At 69.4% G+C, this 22,660-nt stretch carries 9 protein-coding genes and 1 pseudogene; 7 read left to right on the top strand and 3 right to left on the bottom strand.

The features are described from left to right. Positions 1-9 precede the first annotated feature (9 nt). From ROP_RS09560 to ROP_RS09550, 3 genes are read left to right on the top strand one after another with little or no spacing between them, the layout of a single operon-like run. On the top strand, positions 10-4,443 hold the full coding sequence (locus ROP_RS09560) for a condensation domain-containing protein (RefSeq protein ID WP_012689126.1): 4,434 nt from the start codon (positions 10-12) through the stop codon (positions 4,441-4,443). After that, positions 4,440-5,300 (top strand): 3-hydroxyacyl-CoA dehydrogenase family protein, encoded by an 861-nt coding sequence (locus ROP_RS09555; RefSeq protein ID WP_012689125.1) that lies wholly within the window; start codon positions 4,440-4,442, stop codon positions 5,298-5,300. Before ROP_RS09560 ends, ROP_RS09555 begins: the two co-directional genes overlap by 4 nt. Continuing rightward, complete coding sequence (locus ROP_RS09550) at positions 5,287-16,752, top strand: non-ribosomal peptide synthetase (protein WP_043824503.1); 11,466 nt, start codon at positions 5,287-5,289, stop codon at positions 16,750-16,752. Before ROP_RS09555 ends, ROP_RS09550 begins: the two co-directional genes overlap by 14 nt. On the opposite strand, the gene ROP_RS09545 is transcribed toward ROP_RS09550, so the two are convergent. Next, positions 16,708-17,667: an alpha/beta hydrolase gene (locus ROP_RS09545; protein ID WP_012689123.1), complete on the bottom strand. Its 960-nt coding sequence runs from the start codon at positions 17,665-17,667 to the stop codon at positions 16,708-16,710. The genes ROP_RS09550 and ROP_RS09545 overlap by 45 nt on opposite strands. Positions 17,668-17,759: 92 nt before the next feature. Here ROP_RS09545 and ROP_RS09540 point away from each other — a divergent pair, with 92 nt between their 5' ends. Both ROP_RS09540 and fgd read left to right on the top strand, forming a co-directional pair. Next, positions 17,760-18,101, top strand: coding sequence for a YidH family protein (locus ROP_RS09540; protein ID WP_043824501.1), 342 nt, complete (start codon positions 17,760-17,762; stop codon positions 18,099-18,101). Between the two features lie 55 nt (positions 18,102-18,156). After that, a complete protein-coding gene (gene fgd, locus ROP_RS09535) occupies positions 18,157-19,164 on the top strand; it encodes a glucose-6-phosphate dehydrogenase (coenzyme-F420) (RefSeq protein WP_012689121.1) in 1,008 nt (335 codons plus the stop codon). A gap of 69 nt (positions 19,165-19,233) precedes the next feature. Here the strand turns inward: fgd and ROP_RS09530 are convergent, their stop codons facing one another. Further along, positions 19,234-20,148, bottom strand: a complete 915-nt coding sequence (locus tag ROP_RS09530; protein WP_012689120.1) for an AurF N-oxygenase family protein — start codon at positions 20,146-20,148, stop codon at positions 19,234-19,236. Positions 20,149-20,403: 255 nt separating this feature from the next. Here ROP_RS09530 and ROP_RS09525 point away from each other — a divergent pair, with 255 nt between their 5' ends. After that, a complete protein-coding gene (locus tag ROP_RS09525; protein ID WP_012689119.1) occupies positions 20,404-20,670 on the top strand; it encodes a hypothetical protein in 267 nt (88 codons plus the stop codon). A 1-nt stretch (position 20,671) separates the two neighbouring features. On the opposite strand, the gene ROP_RS09520 is transcribed toward ROP_RS09525, so the two are convergent. Further along, positions 20,672-21,334: a CatB-related O-acetyltransferase gene (locus tag ROP_RS09520; protein ID WP_012689118.1), complete on the bottom strand. Its 663-nt coding sequence runs from the start codon at positions 21,332-21,334 to the stop codon at positions 20,672-20,674. Positions 21,335-21,480: 146 nt separating this feature from the next. On the opposite strand from ROP_RS09520, the pseudogene ROP_RS09515 reads away from it, so the two are divergent. Then, a pseudogene (locus ROP_RS09515) lies at positions 21,481-22,647 on the top strand (HNH endonuclease). Positions 22,648-22,660: the final 13 nt, after the last annotated feature.

Raw genomic sequence — 22,660 nt, 5'->3', positions numbered from 1 at the left:
GAGGCAACCGTGACCGCGCGACATCCCACACCGGGCGAGGACGACATCGCCGTGGTCGGTATCGCCGCGCGCTACCCCGAGGCCGCGAACCTGGCGGAATTCCGCGCCAACCTCGCGGCGGGCCGGGATTCGGTGCGTCCGCTGTCGCGGTCCCGGGCCGAGGCGACCGGGCTGGGGCCGCCGTCCCACTACCACCCGATGGGTTTCGTCGAGGACATCTCCACGTTCGACTACTCCTACTTCACGCTGTCGAAACGGGAAGCGTCTCTGATCGATCCGCAACAACGGCTCGCACTGGTACTCGCGTATCAGGCGGTCGAGGACGCCGGCTATTCGGTGAGCGATTTCCGGGACAGCGCGACGGCGGTGGTGTTCAGCGCCGCCGCGTCGACGTATCCGGCGATGTGGGCGGAACCGGGTGTGCTGAGCACCCTGGGCAACGTCCCGTTCGCCGTCCCCGCCCGGATCGCGTACCACCTCGGCCTCACCGGACCGTGCTACGCCGTCGATTCGGGATGCAACGGGTCGCTCATCGCGGTGCACCACGGCTGCCGGGAGTTGCGGTCGGGTGACGCAGACTTCGCCATCGCCGGCGGAGTGAGCCTGCGGGTGAACGGTATCCGGGCCGACATGGCGGAGGGCTCCGCGGAACTGATGTCACCGGGCGGGCGGTGCCGCGCGTTCGATGCCGGCGCGGACGGCACCGCGGTCGGGGAGGGGGGAGCGGCGCTACTCCTCACCACGATGGCGCGCGCCCGCGCCGACCGGCTCCCGGTCCACGCCGTGATCCGGGGCACCGCAACGGTCTCCAGCGGCCATTCGTCCGCGACGATCAGCTCCCCGAGCGCCCGGGCGCAGGCGGCCGTCATTGCCCGGGCCTGGCAGAATGCGGGTCTCACCCCGGATGATGCCGGGTACCTGGAGGCGCACGGTTCGGGAACTCCGCTGGGCGACGCCGTCGAACTCGAGGGCATCGCGGCCGCGTTCCGGGACGGGCCGGGCGTCCTGCCGATCGGTTCGGTGAAGACGAACATCGGGCACCTCGACCACGCGGCCGGGGTCTCCGGCCTCGTGAAGGCGGTCCTCGCCGTCGAGCACGGCGAGCTGTACCCGTCGCTGCACTTCGAACACCCCACCGGCGGAGTCGATCTGGCCGGCAGCGGCATCGAGGTGGTCACCGCTGCCCGGACGTGGAGCGATCCGACCGGGCCGCGGCGGGCGGGGGTGAGTTCGTTCAGCCTCGGCGGCATCAACGCGCACTGCGTGGTGGAACAGCCGCCGGAGCGCGCCGCCGGCGCCCGGCCCCACGACGGCACGACTCGACTGGTCGCGGTGTCGGCGAAGAGCACGGGCGCGCTGGCCACGCTGTGCGCCGAACTGGCGACGGCAGTACGCGCGCACGACCTCGACGACGTCGTCTTCACCCTCAACCGCGGCCGCCCGCACCACGACCACCGGGTGGCGGTGCAGGCACGCAGCATTGCCGAACTCTCGCGGTCGCTCGCCGTGCGCGCCGCCGAACTCGGCGCCCGCGACGACGACTCCGCGCCGGCCACCCGGCCGCGTCCCGCCGTGGCGTTGCTGCTCTCGCCCGACCGGATGCCTGCCGCGCTGCGCGGCCGCGACCTGCCGCCGGAGCTTCCCGCCACCGGCGGCGAGGCGGACCTCCTCGCCGGGCAGATCGCGGTCCACCGGGAACTCCGCGCGGCCGGCGTCACCGTCGACGCCGTCCTCAGCGGCGGAGTGTCCCGCTACGCCGCCCGGTACCTGCGGGATCCGCTGTCGGCGGTGGACGCCGCCGACATCGCGGCCGCGGCCGAGAACCCCACATTCGACACGGACCGACTCGTCGCCGTCGCGAAGGGGATGCTCGCGGACGGACCCGTCGTCTTCGTCGAGCCGAGCCCGGCGGGACGCCTCGGCGCACTGCTCGCCGACGCGCTCCGCGGCAGCCGGGACGCCGACATACTCCGTGCGCCGGACACGGCCGACGCGGTCACGGACCTCCTCGCCGGGCTGTACGAGCGTGGCGTCGACCTCGACTGGGCGGCCGTCGACGCGGGCGACGACTCCGCCTGGCGGGTACGCCTTCCCGGTCACCCGCTGCGCGGGTCACGGTGCTGGTTCGACCTTCCCGGCCGTCCCGACTGGAGCGGCACCCCCGACGGTGCTGCGGCGGAACCGGGCCCGCGGCCGGTTCCCGCGGCACCGGAGGACAGCCTCGACTGGCTGCAGGCGACCCTGCGCGAACTGCTCCACACCGAGAGGGACGTCGACGCCGAAGACGACTACTTCGACCTCGGCGGAAACTCGCTCATCGGCATGCAACTCGTCGACCGGGTGTCGGACCGGTACGGAGTCCGGCCCAAACTCATCGATCTCTACGAACGGCCGAAGGTGGCGGACTTCGCCGCGCTCCTCGCGGACGGCACGTCCGCGGCCGGTGGGCTGCCACCGATCACACCCCGGGGACGGCACGTGATGTCGTTCGGCCAGGTACGCATGTGGTTCCATCATCAACTCGACGCCCCCACCACCATCTACAACCTCCCGATGGTCAGCGACCTGCACGGTCCGATCGACGAATCCGCCGTCCGCGGAATGTGGGACGACCTCGCCGCGCGGCACCGGGTGCTGCTGTCCAACTACGTCGAGGTCGACGGGGAGCCGGAACTGCGGATCCGCGACTCTCTCGGCGACTTCTTCCGCACCGCCGACGTGTCGGGGGAACACGATCCGGTGGCCGCCGCCCGGGCGCTCGTATCCGAGGCCGCGTCGGCGCCGTTCGACCTGGCCACCGACCCGCTCGTGCGGGCACTGCTCATCAGGCTCGGCCCGGACGAGCACGTCCTGCAGGTCACCACCCACCACTCCGTCAACGACGGGGGTTCGCCGAGGATCTTCGAGCAGGAACTGCCCGCCCTGTACGCGGCTCGCCGCGCCGGTCGCCCCGCCGACCTCGCGCCGCTACCCGTCCAGTACTGGGACTACGCCCTGTGGCAGCGGGAACTGATCGCGAGCGCCGCGCTCGACTCCGAACTCGAATACTGGAAACGAGTGCTCGACGACGTCCCGCTGCTGCGGCTTCCCACCGATTTCCCGCGCCCGGAGCGGAAGAACTTCACCGGGGCGTTCCACACGTTCACCGTCTCCGACACGCTGACACGAAGCCTGCGGGACGTGGCGCGGCGGGAGTCCGTGTCGCTGTTCGTGGTGCTGCTCTCCGCGTTCTACCTCCTCATGGCGAGCCGCAGCCACCAGCGCGACCTCGTGGTCGGCACACCGACCACCGGACGCAACCGGCCGGAACTGTCCGGCATGATCGGGTACTTCAACAGCACGGTGGCCCTGCGCGCCGACCTGTCCGGCGAGCCGAGCATCTCGGAACTGTGCGCACGGGTGCGCGACGTCGTGCTCGGTGCGCTCGAACACCAGGAGATTCCGTTCGACCGCGTCGTCACCGCACTCACCGGCGACCGGGACCTGAGCCGGACACCGTTGTTCGACGTCTGCCACGTCCACCAGGAACTGCCGGCGCTGCAGTCGCAGCACGGACTCACCGAGACGCTGTTCGACCAGGACGACCCCGCCGCCATCGCGTTCGGCGGGGTGCCGTCCGGCACGGCCAAGTTCGATCTCACCCTCGTCACCACGGAGCGGGGCGGCGAGGACGGCATGGCGGCCGGGCTCGAGTTCAGCACCGAACTGTTCACCGAGCAGACCGCCGCCGCACTGTGCGCCGAGTACGTCCGCATCCTCGACGGTGTCGTGGAAGCGACTCGCACACAACCCATTTCCTTGTTCCTGACCGACGCGGCCCCAACGCCGGAGTCGCGGCTGTTGGCACCGCCCCTGGTCCCGGCCGACCGGCCCCGGCAGCCCTCGACCGGCGCGGAACCGCCGAGCTACTCGACCGCACGGGTGACGGCGCCGCTCGACGGGCAGCCGGGTCACCCGGAACTGCTCGCCGCCTGGCTCACGCTCCTCGCCTGGTACACGGCGCAGGACGAGGTGGCGGCGGGCACCGTCGCGGGGCCGGGGAGACCGCCGCGACTCGTCGCCGTGGACCTGTCCGGAGAACCCACCTACCCGGAGCTGGTGGAGACCGTACGCGGGGAGCTGTCCGCGGACCCTCGCGCGGCCGACTCGGCGGTGCAGCACTTCCCGGTGCGCTGCGACGGGGAGCGTGACGGCGGTGACAATCGGGCCGGCCCGTCGCCCGTCGAACTCGGACTGTCGTGGACCCGCGGTCCCACGGCACTCACCCTCGAACTCGACTACGCCACCGACCTCTTCGACCGGAGCACCGCTACCGCGATGCTCACCGACCTCCGGCGGCTGCTCGCCGGACTCGAGGCTCATCCCGACCTGCCCACCCAGGAGGTGGCGATGGAGTACGTGCAACAGGACGACACAGGCTTCTCGACGGAGGCGGCGCGATGAGTGAAGGCAAGGCGATGAGCGTCGGTGTGGTGGGGGCCGGCACCATGGGCGCCGGGGTGGCCGAATGTCTCGCGCAGGCCGGCCATGACGTGATCGTCGTCGACCCCGACCCACAGGCTGTCGAACGGGCCCGGTCCCGGATGCGCGACTCGCTGCGGCTGGCGATACTCCTCGGCCGGGCCGACGGTCCGAAACCCGCCGAGGTCACCGCGCGGGTGCGCTGGACCGGGCAGCTGACCGATCTGCGCGACGCCGCCATCGTCATCGAATGCGTCCCCGAGCGAATCGACCTCAAGGAGAAGATCTTCGCCGAACTCGATCGGGTGTGCGCACCCGGCACCCTCCTCGCGTCGTGCACGTCGGGCATCCCCGTCGACCGGCTCGCCGCGAGCACCACCAGGCCGGAACAGGTGGTTGGGCTGCATTTCATGAACCCCGCCCCGCTCAAGGACACCGTCGAGGTGGTGCGGGGCCCGCGGACGTCGCCGCAGACGCTGGACCGCGCGCTGGCACTCCTCACCTCGCTGGGAAAGACCGGGATCGTCGTCGGAGACGGACCAGGATTCCTGCTGAACCGGGTCCTCATGCTCTGCATCGCCGAGGCGGCCGCCGCCGTCGGCGACGGCATCGCCGACGCGGAGACCGCCGACGCGTTGTTCGAAGGCTGTCTCGGCCACCCGATGGGACCGCTGCGGACCGCCGACCTGATCGGCCTGGACAACGTCCGCGACACGATGACCGCGCTGCGCGAGTCGACCGGCGACGACCACTACCGCCCGCCCGCCACGCTCGTCGCCCTGGTCGAGGCCGGCCACCTGGGACGCAAGACCGGACGGGGATTCCATGAGTACCGGTGAGGTGCTGCCCCTCACCTACGACCAGCTCGCGGTACTCCGCGCCCACCTCCCCGACGACACGTTCGCCCAGTACCTCGAACTCGAGAGTCCGCTCGACGAAGACCGGTTCCGCCGCGCACTGCACCGGACGCTGACCGAATGCCGCGGCCTGCACAGCACTTTCGTGCTCGACGGACCCGAGCCCGGTCAGATCGCCGGAGCCGCGGTGACCGGTCCCGACGTCCTCGACGGCACCGGCCCCGGGCTGCTCGCCGCGACGTGGATCGACCGGGAACTGACCCGCGCGATGGACCCCGCGACCGGACCCCTGTACGTGCACGTCCTGTTCCGGCTGCCGCACGGCCGATACGGCTGGTTCCAGCGCTACCACCGCCTGGTCAACGACGAGCCGGGAATGGCGGCGATCGTCCGCCGCACCGCCGAGGCCTACGAGTCGGGGGAGGCGGCCCCGACCGCGCCGCCGGACACAAGGCCGTTCGCGCCGCCCACCGTGCCGCTCACCTCCGACGCCCGCTACCGCGAGAGCGACGCCTGGGCCGACGACCGGCGCCACTGGGAGCAGTTGCTGGCCGGAGCACCGCGACAACAGTTTCCACCCGGACCGGACCCCGAAGACGGCAACCGGCGCCGCGTCACCGTTCCCGCCGACGGCGCCCTCGTACGGCTCGCGCGCCGCAGCGGCGGCGGCCCGGCAGCGGTCCTGCTCGCCGCGCTGGCGGTATACGCCCACAGTCGCGCCGGTGTCGACGACGTGGTGGTCGGATACCGGGAGCGCGGGTCCACCGCACCCGTACGACTCACCCTCACACCGAATCTCACGTTCGACGCACTGACCCGGAACGTCGGCCTGCAACTGCGCAGATCCCGCAGGCACCGGTTTCTCGCCACCGAAGACGGTGCGGCGGACGCGTGGTCGGTGACAGGCGGAATACGCGAAACCCTCGGCGTCGAGCGCATCGGTGAGAGTTCCGTCGCCGTCGCGCAGAGGTGGCCCTGCGAGGGCGACGGCGTGGACGTGGACGTGGAGGACCGGGGCGGCACGTGGGTCGTCGACGTCCACGGGCCGGCGGACGCCGAGGGATTCGCCCGAATCCTCACCGCCGCAGCAGCGGATCCGGGTGTGCGGTTGGGTGGGGTGGGTGTGTGGGGGTCGGGTGTGGGGTTGGTGTCGGGTGGTGTGGGTGTGGGGGTGCGGTTGTTGCCGGAGATTTTGGCGGGGGGTGTGGGGTTGGGTGGGGGTGGGGTGGCGGTGTCGTGTGGGGGTGTGGAGTTGTCGTATGGGGAGTTGGATGGGTGGTCGAATCGGTTGGCGCGGGTGTTGATCGGGTGTGGGGTGGGTCCGGAGGTGGTGGTGGGGGTGGTGGTGCCGCGGTCGGTGGAGTTGGTGGTGGCGGTGTGGGCGGTGGTGAAGTCGGGGGGTGTGTTCGTGCCGGTGGATGTGGGGTTGCCGGAGGTGCGGGTGCGGGAGATTTTGGTGGATTCGGGTGCGGTGGTGGGGTTGTCGGTGTGGGGGGTGGTGGTGCCGTCGGTGGTGGAGTGGTTGCGGGTTGATGATGTGTCGGTGGTGGAGGGGGTGTCGGGTGGTGTGGTGTCGGATGGGGAGCGGGTGGGTCGGTTGGGGGTGGGGAATGCGGCGTATGTGATGTATACGTCGGGGTCGTCGGGGCGGCCGAAGGGGGTGGTGGTGTCGCATGGGGGGTTGGCGAATTTGGTTGAGGAGGTGCGGGTTCGGTTTGGGTTGTGGTCGGGGTGTCGGGTGTCGCATGTGGCGTCGCCGGGTTTTGATGCGGCGGTGTACGAGTGGTTGATGGCGTTTTCGGTGGGGGCGTGTTTGGTGGTGGCGCCGCCGGGGGTGTTCGGGGGTGCGGTGTTGGGGGAGTGGTTGGAGGTGGAGGGGGTGTCGCATTGTTTTGTGACGCCGTCGGTGTTGGGTTCGGTGGAGGGGTCGTTGGGTTCGGTGCGGGTGTTGGTGGTGGCGGGGGAGGTGTGTGGGCCGGAGTTGGTGGAGCGGTGGGCGCCGGGTCGGGAGTTGTTCGATGCGTATGGTCCGACTGAGGTGACGGTGCAGGCGACGGTGAGTGATGCGTTGGTGCCGGGTGGGGTGGTGTCGGTGGGTGGGCCGGGGGTGGGTGTTGGTGTGGTGGTGTTGGATTCGTGGTTGCGGCCGGTTCCGGTGGGGGTGGTGGGGGAGTTGTATGTGGGGGGTGTGGGGTTGGCGCGGGGGTATGTGGGGTTGGTGGGGTTGACGGCGGTGTCGTTTGTGGCGAGTCCTTTTGGGGTGGGGGAGCGGTTGTATCGGACGGGGGATTTGGTGCGGTGGGATGGGTTGGGGGGTTTGGTGTTTGTGGGGCGGGCGGATTTTCAGGTGAAGGTGCGGGGGCAGCGGGTGGAGTTGGGGGAGGTGGAGTCGGTGTTGGTGTCGTGTCCGGGGGTGGGTGCGGCTGTGGTGGTGGTGGGTTCGGGTGGTGGGTTGGTGGGGTATGTGGTGCCGGAGGTGGGGGTGGTGGTGGATCCGGGTGTGGTGGTGGAGTTTGCGGGGTCGGTGTTGCCGGGGTTCATGGTGCCGTCGGTGGTGGTGGTGTTGGGGGAGTTGCCGGTGACGGTGGCGGGGAAGGTGGATCGGGCGGCGCTACCCGCACCCGACACGGCCCCGCGCGGACCGGACCGCGCGCCACGGTCCGCGGCGGAGGCGACGCTGGCGTCCGTGTTCGCCGAAGTACTCGGTGTCGACAAGGTCGGCTACGACGAGTCGTTCTTCGCGCTGGGCGGCGACAGCATCCTGTCCATCCGGCTCGTGTCCCGTGCCAAGGCACGGGGATTGGTATTCACCCCGCAACAGGTGTTCGAGCACCGGACGGTGGCCGCTCTCGCAGCGGAATCGGAGATCGCGGACCGTGAGACCCCGGTCGCCCTCGCCGAACTCGCGGGCGGCGGAATCGGGACCTTCCCGCCCACCCCGGTGGTCCGGTACCTGATCGAGCGCGGTGGACACTACGAGCGATTCAGCCAGAGCGTGCTGCTGGACCTCCCGGACGGCGTCGACGCCGACCGGCTCCTCGCGACCGTCACGGCGGTGATCGCCCGCCACGACATGCTGCGGTCGCGGCTGTACCGGGACGCGAACGGGCAGTGGCAGATGGAGACTCGCGCCGCGGTCGACGTCGACGCCGCGTCACTGCTCCGGCATGTCACGGTCGACACGGCCACCGGTCCCGGCGGACCGGCAGAGCTGATCGCGGCCGAGCACCAGGCGGCCGTGGAGAGGCTGCGGCCGTCCGACGGGGTCGTCGTCCAGTTCGTGTGGCTCGACCCGGGTCGATTGATCGTGGTGGCACACCACGTCGCGGTGGACGGGGTGTCGTGGCGGATTCTGCTGCCCGACTTCGTGACCGCCTGGCTTCAGGTGGGCGCCGGGACCGTGCCGGTCCTCCCGGAACCGGCGACGTCGATGCGCCGGTGGGCGCACGCGCTCGCGGAGGAAGCCGTCCGCAATGAGCGGACCGCCGAACTGGGGTGGTGGCGGAACGTCGTCGAGGGACCCGACCCGCTGATCACCGGCCGTCCCCTCGACCCGAGCGTGGACGTTGCGACCGCCCTGCAGGACGTGAGCGTCGAGACCTCCCGCGACGACACGTCCGTGCTGCTCACCGGGTTGCCGGACCTGTATCACGGGGGCGCCCTCGACGTTCTGCTGACGGCGCTGGTGGTGGCGTCGTCGAGGTGGCGAGCCGAGCGGGGGATCCCGGGAACGTCGATGCTGATCCGATTGGAAGGGCACGGCCGGGAGCAGCAGGTGGTGCCGGGCGCCGACCTGTCCCGCACCGTCGGCTGGTTCACGACGGTCTTCCCGGTCCGCGTCGACGTCCGCGGCGTCGACCTCGACGACGCGCTCGCCGGTGGTCACGACCTGGGCAGCGCGCTGAAGCGGGTGAAGGAACATCTCCGGGCCGTGCCGGACATGGGCATCGGCTACGGACTGCTCCGGTACCTGAACCCGGACACCACGGGCCGCCTGCCGGTCACAGAACCGGGACAGATCAGTTTCAACTACCTCGGCCAGGTTCCGGATCCGGCCGACGGCGGCACCGCGGCCGGCTGGACCCCGGCCGACGGATTCGGCGACCTGCGGTACGTCCCGGACCCGGACATGCCGGCGTCGGCGGCCATCGAGGTCAACGCGATCGTCATCGGCGGACGGCTCCGGGTCGGGTTCGGGTTCCCGGACACGCTGCTCGCGCGCGCCGAGGTGGAGCGGCTGGCGGCGAGGTGGCGGGAGGCATTGTCCGCACTGGTGGTCCACGCGCGCAGCGGGAGCGCCGGCGGACTCACACCTTCGGACGTTCCCCTCGTCGACATCACCCAGGACGACCTCGACACGTGGGAGGAACGCTTCGGCGCGCTGACCGACGTGTGGCCGCCCACCCCGCTGCAGGCCGGGTTGCTGTTCCACGCCCTCCTCGCGAAACCGTCGATCGACGCCTACACGGTGCAGGTGGAACTGCACCTGAAGGGCGCCGTGGACCCGGACCGGATGCGCCGGGCCGCGGCGGCGCTCCTGGAGCGGCACGCGAATCTGCGGGTGGCGTTCGTTCCCGCGCGGGACGGAACGTTCGTGCAGGTGGTGCCCGCGACCGTCGACGTACCGTTCCGCGAACTCGACCTCAGCGGCCTCCCGGCGGCGGCGCGGGCCACCGAACTGGACCGGGTCCGCACCGCCGACCGGGCGGCGCCGTTCGACCCTTCCGGGGCCCCGCTGGTGCGGTTCCTGCTCGTGTCGACCGGCAGCCGGGAATCGCGGCTCGTGTGGACCAACCACCACACCCTCCTCGACGGATGGTCGATGCCGCTCGCGATCCGCGAACTGCTCGCGCTCTACGTGGCCGGGGACGCCGATACGTCGGCATTGCCGCGGCCCCGGCCCTACCGGGACTTCCTGTGGTGGCTGCACCGCCGGGACCCGGCCGAATCGCGGGCGGCCTGGGCGACCGCGCTCGCCGGCATCGACGGTCCGACACTGCTGTTTCCCGACGCGCGGGGGCGGCAGCTGTCGGCTCCCCCCGACAGCGCCCGGTACACCGTGTCCGAGGAACTGACCGCCGGCCTCACGACCCTCGCGCGGAACCGCGACACGACACTGAACACGATGACGCAGGTGGCGTGGGGCATCGTGCTCGGCGCCGCGACGTCCCGCGAAGACGTGACGTTCGGGAGCACCGTGTCCGGGCGGTCGGCGCACCTGCCCGGTGTGGAGTCGATGATCGGCCTGTTCGTCAACACGGTGCCCACCCGCATCGCCCTCGACCCCCGGGAGACCCTGGGTGGGCTGCTCGACCGGACGCAAGCGGAACAGGCGGCCCTCCTCGACCACCACCACCTCGGCCTCGCCGACATCCAGCGCGCGGTCGGCACCGACATCGGGTTCGACACCGCGACCGTCTTCGAGTCGTACCCGATCGACCGGGGAGGCCTGACCGAGGACACCGACCTCGCCGGCATCCGGGTAGTCGACGTGCGCGGCGTCGACGCCACGCACTACCCGCTGAGCGTCGCCTTCTCGGTGGACACGCAGTTGCGCATGACGTTCCACTACCGGCCCGACCTGATCGACCGGGCTGACGTCGACTCGGTCGCGGGACGGGTCACCCGGGTGCTCGAGGCGATGGTGTCGGATCCGGGTGTGCGGTTGGGTGGGGTGGGTGTGTGGGGGTCGGGTGTGGGGTTGGTGTCGGGTGGTGTGGGTGTGGGGGTGCGGTTGTTGCCGGAGATTTTGGCGGGGGGTGTGGGGTTGGGTGGGGGTGGGGTGGCGGTGTCGTGTGGGGGTGTGGAGTTGTCGTATGGGGAGTTGGATGGGTGGTCGAATCGGTTGGCGCGGGTGTTGATCGGGTGTGGGGTGGGTCCGGAGGTGGTGGTGGGGGTGGTGGTGCCGCGGTCGGTGGAGTTGGTGGTGGCGGTGTGGGCGGTGGTGAAGTCGGGGGGTGTGTTCGTGCCGGTGGATGTGGGGTTGCCGGAGGTGCGGGTGCGGGAGATTTTGGTGGATTCGGGTGCGGTGGTGGGGTTGTCGGTGTGGGGGGTGGTGGTGCCGTCGGTGGTGGAGTGGTTGCGGGTTGATGATGTGTCGGTGGTGGAGGGGGTGTCGGGTGGTGTGGTGTCGGATGGGGAGCGGGTGGGTCGGTTGGGGGTGGGGAATGCGGCGTATGTGATGTATACGTCGGGGTCGTCGGGGCGGCCGAAGGGGGTGGTGGTGTCGCATGGGGGGTTGGCGAATTTGGTTGAGGAGGTGCGGGTTCGGTTTGGGTTGTGGTCGGGGTGTCGGGTGTCGCATGTGGCGTCGCCGGGTTTTGATGCGGCGGTGTACGAGTGGTTGATGGCGTTCTCGGTGGGGGCGTGTTTGGTGGTGGCGCCGCCGGGGGTGTTCGGGGGTGCGGTGTTGGGGGAGTGGTTGGAGGTGGAGGGGGTGTCGCATTGTTTTGTGACGCCGTCGGTGTTGGGTTCGGTGGAGGGGTCGTTGGGTTCGGTGCGGGTGTTGGTGGTGGCGGGGGAGGTGTGTGGGCCGGAGTTGGTGGAGCGGTGGGCGCCGGGTCGGGAGTTGTTCGATGCGTATGGTCCGACTGAGGTGACGGTGCAGGCGACGGTGAGTGATGCGTTGGTGCCGGGTGGGGTGGTGTCGGTGGGTGGGCCGGGGGTGGGTGTTGGTGTGGTGGTGTTGGATTCGTGGTTGCGGCCGGTTCCGGTGGGGGTGGTGGGGGAGTTGTATGTGGGGGGTGTGGGGTTGGCGCGGGGGTATGTGGGGTTGGTGGGGTTGACGGCGGTGTCGTTTGTGGCGAGTCCTTTTGGGGTGGGGGAGCGGTTGTATCGGACGGGGGATTTGGTGCGGTGGGATGGGTTGGGGGGTTTGGTGTTTGTGGGGCGGGCGGATTTTCAGGTGAAGGTGCGGGGGCAGCGGGTGGAGTTGGGGGAGGTGGAGTCGGTGTTGGTGTCGTGTCCGGGGGTGGGTGCGGCTGTGGTGGTGGTGGGTTCGGGTGGTGGGTTGGTGGGGTATGTGGTGCCGGAGGTGGGGGTGGTGGTGGATCCGGGTGTGGTGGTGGAGTTTGCGGGGTCGGTGTTGCCGGGGTTCATGGTGCCGTCGGTGGTGGTGGTGTTGGGGGAGTTGCCGGTGACGGTGGCGGGGAAGGTGGATCGGGCGGCGCTACCCGCACCGGAGTCCCCGGTGCGGGTGTTCCGGGCGCCGGCCACCCCGTTCGAGGCCGTCGTCGCCGACGTGTTCGGCGAGGTCCTCGGCGTCGACCGCGTCGGGTCCGGAGACCACTTCTTCCGGCTGGGTGGAGATTCACTGTCCGCAACCCGTGTGGTCGCCCGCGTCGACGCGGCACTCGGCATCGATGTCGGCGTGCACGCCCTGTTCGAGGCGCCGACCGTGGCGGAGTTCGCCGAACGCGCGGCGAAGGCCGGAACGCCGGCGCACCGGCCGGAACTGCGGGCAGCGCCGCGGCCCGAGCGAATTCCTCTGTCCCTGGCTCAGACCCGGATGTGGTTCCTCAACCAGTTCGACACCTCGTCGCCCGCATACAACATCGCCATGGCGTTCCGGCTCACCGGCGCACTCGACCTCGGCGCCCTCCGGTCCGCGGTGTCCGACGTGGTGCAACGCCACGAGACCCTCCGCACCCGGTTCCCGATGGCCGGCGAGGAACCGGTCCAGGTGATCCTGCCCGCCGCCGACACGGTGCCGGACCTGCCCGTCACCGCGGTGTCGAGCGAGGTGGAACTGCGCGAACTGCTGTCGGCAGCGGTCGCGCAGGGATTCGACGTCACCGAACAGATTCCGTTGCGGGCAGCGGTGTTCGAGACGTCCGGCACCGACCGGACGCTGCTGGTGGTGGTCCATCACATCGTCGCCGACGGGGTGTCGATGGTCCCGCTCGCGCGCGACGTGACCTCGGCGTACACCGCGCGGGCGGCCGGGCACGCCCCCGACTGGCCGCCGACCACCGTCCAGTACGCCGATTTCGCGCTCTGGCAGCGCCGCCTCCTCGGCTCGGAGGACGATCCGCAGTCGCTGGTGTCCCGGCAACTGGACTACTGGCGCAGCACACTGGCCGGGCTCCCCGCCGCGCTGGATCTGCCCGCCGACCGCCCGCGGTCGCTGCACCGCACCCCGGACGGGAGCAGGGTCGGATTCGAGATCGACGCCGATCTGCATCGCCGGCTGCTGACGACGGCGTCCACCCACCAGTCGACCGTGTTCATGGTCGCGCACGCCGTCCTGGCCGCGTTCCTCGCGAGAATGTCCGGTACCGGCGACATCGCCGTCGGCACCCCGGTCGCCGGACGCGGCGAGGCCGCACTCGACGACGTCGTCGGAATGTTCGTCAACACCGTCGTCCTGCGAACCGTGGTCTCCGACGCGGACCGGTTCTCCGACCTGCTCGACCAGGTGCGCGACGTCGACCTCGGTGCATACGCGCACGCGGAGGTGCCGTTCGAGAAGGTCGTGGAAGCGCTCGATCCGCCCCGCTCCACGGCGCACTCACCGCTGTTCCAGGTGCTGCTCGAGTTCCAGAACGTCGAGCGCCCCGACCTCTCGCTGCCGGGCGTCGAGGTGCACGGCATCGACCTCGGGGCCACCATCGCCCGGTTCGACCTGCAGCTGACGCTGGCAGAGGAGTACACGGACGACGGATCACCCGCCGGCATTACCGCCGGTTTCGCCTACGCCACCGACCTTTTCGACGCCGAAACCGTTGCCGGGCTGGCCGACCGGTTCGTCCGGATGCTCGATGCCGCTGTATCGGATTCGTCGATCCGGGTCGGCGACCTCGAGATCCTCGACGCCCTCGAACTTGACGAACTCGTGCCGATGCGCGGCTTCCCCGCGGTCGCGGAACGCCTGCTGCCGGACGTCCTCACTGCGGGCGCCGCACTCGCACCGGGCGCGACCGCGGTGTCCTGCGAAGGTGTCACGCTGTCGTACCGGGACCTCGACGAGCGGTCGAACCGGCTGGCCCGGGCGCTGATCGAGCGCGGCGCCGGACCGGATGCGTTCGTCGCGATCGGTGTGCCCCGGTCGATCGACTGGGTGCTGTCGATGTGGGCGGTCGCGAAATCGGGGGCGGCCTACGTGCCGGTCGACCCCGCCCTGCCGCCCGCGCGCATCCGCGGCATGCTCGAGGATTCGGGTGCGATGCTCGGACTGACGGTGACCGCGCACCGCGACCGACTGCCCGGGGTGCTGCCGTGGCTGCTGCTCGACGATCCCGACACCGCGAACGGGTATTCCCCCGGCGCGGTGACCGACACCGACCGTCCGCGTCCGCTGAGAGTCGAGCACGCCGCGTTCCTGCTCTACACGTCCGGGTCGACGGGAACACCGAAGGGCGTCGTGCTCACGCACGGCGGCATCGCGAATCTCGCTGTCGAGGAACGGGAACGGTTCGCGTCGATGCACGGGGCGCGGGTGTCGCACCTGGCGTCGCCGAGCTTCGACGCGTCCCTGTTCGAACTTCTGATGGCCTTCGCCGTCGGCGCGACACTGGTGGTCGTGCCGCCGACGATTATCGGGGGACGGGAACTGGCCGAGCTGCTCGAGGTGGAACGCGTGTCGCACGCCTTCTTCACCCCCACGATTCTGGACACCCTCCGACCCGAGGACCTGCCCTCCCTGCGGATACTCGCGATGGGGGGCGAACGGTTTCCACCCGAGTTGGCGGACCGCTGGACCCCGGGGCGTTTCGTCTTCAACGGGTACGGCCCGGCCGAGGCCACGGTCCAGACGACGATCAGCGAGGTGCTGTCGCCCGACGAACCGGTGAATATCGGCGGGCCCGGTCGCGGCGTCGACGTGATCGTGTTGAACACCTGGCTGCAGCCCGTTCCGGTAGGGGTGATCGGCGAACTGTACGTCGCGGGGCCGGGGCTGGCGCGCGGCTACCACCGGCGTCCGGCACTCACGGGTGCGTGCTTCGTGGCGAACCCGTTCGGCGAACCGGGCTCCCGGATGTACCGCACCGGCGACCTCGTGCGATGGACCGAAATCGGGCGGCTGGAGTATGTGGGACGCAACGACTTCCAGGTGAAGGTCCGGGGACAGCGGGTGGAGCTCGGTGAGATCGAGTCGGTGCTGTCGCGCTGCGACGGCGTCGGCCGGGCGGCGGTCACCGTGCACAGCGGCATCGGCGACCGGCTGGTGGGATACGTGACGGCGGAGGCCGGCGCGAGCATCGACACCGCGGAGGTGCTCCGGTACGCCGGGTCACACCTCGCGCCGTACATGGTGCCCACCCAGCTGGTGGTGCTCGATCGGCTGCCCGTCGGCCGCACCGGCAAGCTGGACCGCCGGGCGCTCCCGGCCCCCGTGCTCGCGCCCCGGGAGTTCCGGGCACCCGCCACCCCGGTGGAGGAGGCCGTCGCGGAGGTCTTCGCCGACGTCCTCGGCATCGACCGCGTCGGCGCCGACGACGACTTCTTCGAACTGGGCGGCAACTCGCTCGTCGCGACCCGGGTGGCGTCCGCGCTCCGCGACCGGCTCGGCACCGACGTCGTCCTGCAGTGGATCTTCCGCAACCCGACCCCGGAGGGTCTCGCCCGCCGGATCGTCGACCCGTCGGTGCTCGGAAGCATGCCGGCAGACGACGTGCTGAACGTCGTCGTCCCGCTCCGAGCGTCCGGTTCCCGACCCGCCCTGTTCTGCGTGCACCCGGCGGGCGGACTCGCGCTGGGCTACGCCGGACTGATCAGGCACCTCTCGCCCGACCGTCCGGTGTACGGGCTGCAATTGCCGATCCTCAGCGGCGGAACGACGTTCGAGTCGATGGAACAACTCGCCCACCGGTACGTGGTCGAGATGCGTGCCGTCCAGCCGCGGGGGCCGTACCACCTGATCGGCTGGTCACTCGGCGGTGTCATCGCCCAGGCGATTGCGGTGGAATTGCGTGAGTCGGGCGCCGAGGTCGGCACCCTCGCAATGATGGACAGCTACGTCGCGGAGGGTGACGACTTCGGTGACCTCGAGGTGAACGCCGAGGAATGGCTGCACGGGCTGGGCGTCGAATTCGAGGGCGGCGACGACGCAGGCCCGTCGTACCGCGAGCAACTGCTCGACATGCTCGGACGTTCGTTCGGCCGGGACCCCGCGTTCGCGTCGACCCTCCTCGGCCGCATCAGCACCGGGCTGGAGAACTCGAAGCAGATCTCCACCGGATACCGCCCGCGAGTGTTCGACGGCGACCTGCTGTTCTTCAGCGCCGCGCAAGCCGCCGACGGGGAGGAAGGCGAGCGGCCGTCGCCCGGCGTCTGGCAGCCCGTGATCACCGGCCTGATCGTCGAGAACAAGGTGGAGTGCGACCATCTGCGGATGACCACACCGGAAGCCCTCGCGGTGATCGGACCGATCCTGGAGAACTCCCTGGGGTCACGCCCCGATCGCTCTGCCGATGACGGCCCAGGACTCGCGTAGCTCCGTCTCGAACAGCCCCCACGAATGGGTGCCCTGCGAGAGATACGCGAACGTCGCCGGAAGGCCCAGCGAGTGCAACCGCGACTGGAACGCTGCCGCACACACGTTGGTCACCATTTCGACCACACTGCCGCCGATCGTCTGGGGCACCACCAGCACCGGGTCGTGGTTGTCGATGCCGCCCGGAAGCCCGTTGCCGCTCGAGACGAACAACTCTGTGCCGCGCAGACGTTCGGCGTTCACCATCGGATCGTGCACCCGCCACCGTGGGTCCACCGCAGGGCCCCACATGTTGGTCGCGTTGCCGCCGCCCCGCAATTCCACCATCGACCGCACCATCGCCTGGCCGAGCAGTCCGCTCGTCGCGGCGCAACCACTGTACGAGCCGACGGCCCGGTAGAACCCCGGAGCCTGGATCGCGAGGTCGAGCACCGCGCCGCCCGCCATCGACACCCCGCCGATGGCGTTCGCTCCGGTGGTCGCGAATCTGCCGTCGATGGCGGCGGGAAGTTCGCTCGTCAGGTACGTCTGCCACTTGTTCCTGCCGAGGACCGGGTCGTCGGCGTCCCAGTCGGTGTACATGCTGTACTGCCCGCCGATCGGCATTACCACGTTGACGTGCTTGTCGGCGAAGAAGTCCCGCACACCGGTGTTGTTGAACCACGAGATTCCGTCCGAGCCGCCGCCGATGCCGGTGAGGAGGTAGAAGGTGGGCGCCGGACCTCCCGACGCGGGAGAGATCACGTCGTTGGCCACCCACCGGCCCATCGACTCCGAATAGACGTCAACCCTGGTGATGCGCGGCTCCGCCGAGGCAGGCGACGGTCCGAGCGCCGCCCACGCGGGAAAGACCAGCAGCATCACCGCCAGCACACGCAGTGAGATCGTGGATCGCAGAGCTTCGAACGGTCGCATGGACGCCCCCTGGCTGTGGCCTGCCCTTCCAATCTAGGACCGCGGGGTACCTGCTTGGTGCGGTTCCGGTGAACCGGTGTAAAGATGATTCGGTGACCGACAACGACCGGCCCGACGAACGTTTCACGCTCGCGAGCGAGCGGACTTTCCTCGCCTGGATGCGGAGTTCACTCGCACTCCTGGCCGGTGGCATCGCGATGATCCACCTGGTCCCCGAATTCAGCACCGGGTGGGTGCGGACAACCCTCGGACTGATCCTGATCGGCCTCGCCGCCGCCGCGGCGCTCGTCGGCATGCGGCGGTGGTCGCAGGTCGAGAAGGCCCTGCGTGACGGCGCGCCGATGCCGCCTCCCCACGAGTTGTGGTTGTTCGCGGTGACACTGACGGTGGTGGCACTGGGAGCGGCGGTCGCCAGCCTGGTGGCCGCGTTCTAACCTGCAGAAGAGGTTTGCATCTCGCGAACCGGACGTGAAGACGAAGGAGTACACGGTGGCCCACGAACTCAAGCTCGGTTACAAGGCGTCCGCGGAGCAGTTCGGTCCGCGGGAGTTGGTGGAGCTGGGTGTTCTGGCGGAGCGGCACGGGATGGATTCGGCGACGGTGTCGGATCATTTCCAGCCGTGGCGGCACGAGGGCGGGCATGCGCCGTTCTCGCTGGCGTGGATGACGGCGGTCGGGGAGCGGACGGAGCGGTTGCAGCTGGGGACGTCGGTGATGACGCCGACGTTCCGGTACAACCCGGCGGTGGTGGCGCAGGCGTTCGCGACGATGGGGTGTCTGTATCCGGGGCGGATCATGCTCGGGGTGGGGACCGGTGAGGCGCTCAACGAGATCGCGACCGGGTATGCGGGTCAGTGGCCGGAGTTCAAGGAGCGGTTCGCGCGGCTGCGGGAGTCGGTGCGGTTGATGCGGGAGCTGTGGCTCGGTGACCGGGTCGATTTCGAGGGCGAGTATTTCTCCACGAAGGGGGCGTCGATCTACGACGTGCCCGAGGGTGGGATTCCGGTGTACATCGCGGCGGGGGGTCCGGTGGTGGCGCGGTACGCGGGCCGGTCGGGTGACGGGTTCATCTGCACCTCGGGTAAGGGGATGGAGTTGTATACGGAGAAGTTGATGCCGGCGGTCGCGGAGGGTGCGGCGAAGGCGGAGCGGGATGTGTCGGAGATCGACAAGATGATCGAGATCAAGATTTCGTATGACACGGATCCGGAGTTGGCTTTGGAGAACACCCGGTTCTGGGCGCCGTTGTCGTTGACGGCGGAGCAGAAGCATTCGATCGACGATCCGATCGAGATGGAGAAGGCGGCGGATGCGTTGCCGATCGAGCAGGTCGCGAAGCGGTGGATCGTGGCGTCGGATCCGGACGAGGCGGTGGCGCAGATCAAGCCCTATCTCGATGCCGGGTTGAACCATCTGGTGTTCCACGCGCCGGGGCACGATCAGAAGCGGTTCCTGGAACTCTTCGAGCGCGACCTCGCGCCCAGGCTTCGGGCGTAGGCGGCTTCGCCGCCCGTGCGCCTTTTTGGTAGCTGGAACAACCAGAAAGGCGCACGAGCCCGGAGGGCCTCAGAGCATGTTCACGCGCTTGTAGAGCCGTCGCGAGGGACCGCCCAGCAGATCGGCCTCGTCCAGAAACCGCATGAGCGGCTGCGAACTCTCCCGGATCTTCTCGGCCCGGAACCGGTTGTTCTTCGCCTCGCGCACCGCGCGTTCCGTGTCGAGACCGGCCGCCGCGTACACGGCCGGGTTGATCATGCTGGAGACGATCAGGTTCGATGCGATCGCGATGCAGGCACGGCTCGCGGCGCGGTGCACCTTGCTCATGCCCTCGGCCCGGCGCAGGGTCTCTTCCCGGGCGAAACGCATGTGCCGGGCCTCCTCGACCACGTGGATCTTACTGGTGACGCGGACGATCGGCTGGACGCGTGTGTCTTTCATCCAGTCGCGCTGCATCACGTCGAGGATCTCCTCGGCGACGAGAATGCCGGCGTACGCGACCTCCCCGGAGGCAAGCGCCTTGAATCCGCGACCCAGCGTGACCACGGACTTGCGCGGAACGTAGGAGGGGCAGCCGAACTTCTCGGCGGTGCGGGCGAACATCACCGAGTGCCTGCACTCGTCGGCGACCTCCGTCAGTGCGAACTGAAAGTGTGCCTGCGACGCGTCCTTGGCGTACATGTCCCGGATGACCATCTGCTGGAGGATCATCTCGAACCAGATTCCGGTGCCCATGATCGACGACACCTCGTGCTTCGTCAGCGTGATCTGCTGCTCGAACGTCATCTCGTCCCACATCGCCGTGCCGTACAGCGACGACCATTCGGGTGTGAGGCCGTACAGGTCGTCGGGGACGGGCGCGTCCCAGTCCACCTCGACGGTCGGGTCGTACGACATGCGTGCAGAGGACTGCAGGAGCCGGGCGCCTGTGTCCTGACGATCCGTGATCCTGGGATTGCCGAGAGCGAGCGTCGAGCGTGCCATGAATGTCCTCCATGTCAATGTTACCAGCAGTTACATCTAATCGTGGACCGAAATACTCTTGACGTCAATAGGCTTTGTGTACAAATGATGGACAGAATGGCCATGGTTTCGCGGGCGTCAAGCCCTCGGTGATGATCCCCACAACTCCCACTCGGGGCTTGCTCAAAATTTGCCGATCGTCTGTAGTGAGTTCTCGGCAGCGGGCCCGGATGATCCCTTGCCCTGGCATCACCCGGCAGAAAGCGGAATGAACCCATGTCTGATCAGAAGAGTGCCGCACAGCCCCACAGTGCCGATGTCGTCGTCGGTGCCCGCGTTCGGGTGCGCCGCGACGCCGACGCTCCCGCACCGGGCGTCGTGATCGAGGATTTCGCGGACCTGTCGCAGTCGGAGGGGCTCCTCGGACGCGATTGGGCGCCCGTGCACCGCTGGGCTGTCGCCCTCGACGACGGACGCCTCGTCTTTGCCGACGACGGCGAACTCGACCTCGACACCGAGTCGCCCAAGGCTGCGTGCGGCTGATTCAGTCGAGTCCGTCGGCGATCTCCTGAAGTTGGTCGACGGTGCCTGCGGCGATCGTTCGCACATGTTCGGTGACGACGGAGATCGGCCAGTCCCACCACGCGATCCGCAGCAGCGCGGCGACGTCGGATTCCGAATGGCGGTACTTGATGTGGACGGCCGGGTTTCCGCCCACCACGGCGTAGTCCGGCACCGATCGCGTCACCACCGAACCGGTCGACACGATCGCGCCGTGCCCGATGTGAACGCCGGGCATGATCGTCGCATTGCCCCCGATCCACACGTCGTTGCCGACGACGGTGTCGCCGCGCGACGGTAGATCCGCGAGCAGATCGGCATGCTCGGCCCATGCGCCTCCCATGATCGGAAAGGGGAAGGTCGAGACTCCGCTCATCCGATGGTTCGCGCCGTTCATGATGAACGTCGTAGCCGTCGCGAACGCGCAGAACTTCCCGATGATCAACCGGTCCGGACCGTAGTGGTGCAGGACATTTCGCGTCTCGAACTCGTCCGCGAACTCGGGGTCGTCGTAGTAGCTGTATTCCCCGACTTCGATCAGAGGGTTGTCGATCAGGGGTTTGAGCAGGACCACCCGGGGCTGACCCGGAACGGGATGCAGTGTCATCGGATCCGGTGCGGCACTCGTGGGCAACTGCTTCTCCATTCCTCGGCGCAGGCGTGCGCGACCTCCTGTATAGCGCCGTGCGGCGCTGCGCTGCACGTGTTTTACGGCGGATTCGGCTATTGCTAATGGGCAGGTCGGTTGCTAGAGTCGAACAAAGTTTCGAATGACCTTGGGGGAGGTTGGTCGTGGGGGATGTGGTGGCACCGGATCTTGAGGAGTTGCGGGCGTTTACGGCGCGGTTGCGGTGTGTCGAGGCGTGTGGTGACCGATGATGTCGCCACTGTTGTGCGGGAGGACCGTCAGGCTCGTCGGTTGCCGCGGGCGGAGTGGGACGGGGGGATCGCGTCGCAGATCGGGTTGGCGCGCAGGGAGTCTCCGAATCGGGGTGGCCGGCATCTGGGGTTCGCGCGGGCGGTGGTGCACGAGATGCCGCACACGTTGGCGTTGTTGCGGTCGGGTCGGTTGAACGAATGGCGGGCCACGCTGCTCGTGCGGGAGACGGCCTGTCTGTCGGCGCATGACCGGGGAATCGTGGATCGGCGGTTGTGTTCGGATCCCGACATTCTCGATGGGGTGGGTGACCCGGGCTGGTCGCGAAGGCGAAGGCCCTGGCGCCGGATTCGATGGCGTATCTGAGTGTGCTGATGCCGATGGAGCAGGCGGTCTGCGTGCAGGCCACGCTGGGGCGGGATGCGGACAGCCTGATCGCGACCGGGGACGGTGGCGGTCGGACGCGGAATCAGGTGATGGCGGATCTGTTGTTCGAGCGTGGTACCGGGGTGTCGGTGGCGGCGGGGGTGCCGGTGGCGGTGGATCTGGTGATTTCCGACGAGACGTTGTTGGCGGGTGAGGGCGAGGCGGCGGAGCTTCAGGGGTTCGGGCCGGTGCCGGCGTCGATTGCGCGGCAGTTGGTGGCGGACGCGGTGGATTCGGAGACCGAGGCCACCCTGCGGTTGATGTACGCGTGCCCGGTGTCGGGGGTGTTGACGGCGATGGAGTCGCAGGCGCGGACGTTCCCGAGGAGCCTGAGAAAGTTGATCGATCTGCGGGATCGGACGTGCCGGACGCCGTGGTGTGATGCGCCGATCCGCCATCACGACCACATTCGTTCGCGCCGGAACAAGGGTGTCATCACGGCGCAGAATGGGGCGGGTTTGTGTGCGGCGTGCAATTACGCGAAGGAGGGTGACGGGTGGGCCGCTCGTCCGGTGTGTCGGCCCGATCGCCGGCATCTCCTCGATCTGCGGATTCCGACCGGGCATCATTACCGGTCCGCGGCGCCCCGGCTGCCGTCCGCGGCGCGACGGTCGGAGATCGAGGCGATCCTGATCGCACACCTCCGAGCGTCATGAACCGGGAGGCGGT

Origin of the sequence: Rhodococcus opacus B4, from assembly GCF_000010805.1 — a bacterium.
Classification (GTDB): Bacteria; Actinomycetota; Actinomycetes; order Mycobacteriales; family Mycobacteriaceae; genus Rhodococcus_F; species Rhodococcus_F opacus_C.
This window is presented reverse-complemented; position numbering and strand designations above follow the sequence as displayed.

Bases quoted from the DNA above. Each gene is read 5' to 3' on its own strand.
- ROP_RS09555 (WP_012689125.1), top strand. From the start codon at position 4,440: ATGAGTGAAGGCAAGGCGATGAGCGTCGGTGTGGTGGGGGCCGGCACC.
- ROP_RS09550 (WP_043824503.1), top strand. From the start codon at position 5,287: ATGAGTACCGGTGAGGTGCTGCCCCTCACCTACGACCAGCTCGCGGTA.
- ROP_RS09545 (WP_012689123.1), bottom strand. From the start codon at position 17,667: ATGCGACCGTTCGAAGCTCTGCGATCCACGATCTCACTGCGTGTGCTG.
- ROP_RS09530 (WP_012689120.1), bottom strand. From the start codon at position 20,148: ATGGCACGCTCGACGCTCGCTCTCGGCAATCCCAGGATCACGGATCGT.
- ROP_RS09525 (WP_012689119.1), top strand. From the start codon at position 20,404: ATGTCTGATCAGAAGAGTGCCGCACAGCCCCACAGTGCCGATGTCGTC.
- ROP_RS09520 (WP_012689118.1), bottom strand. From the start codon at position 21,334: ATGGAGAAGCAGTTGCCCACGAGTGCCGCACCGGATCCGATGACACTG.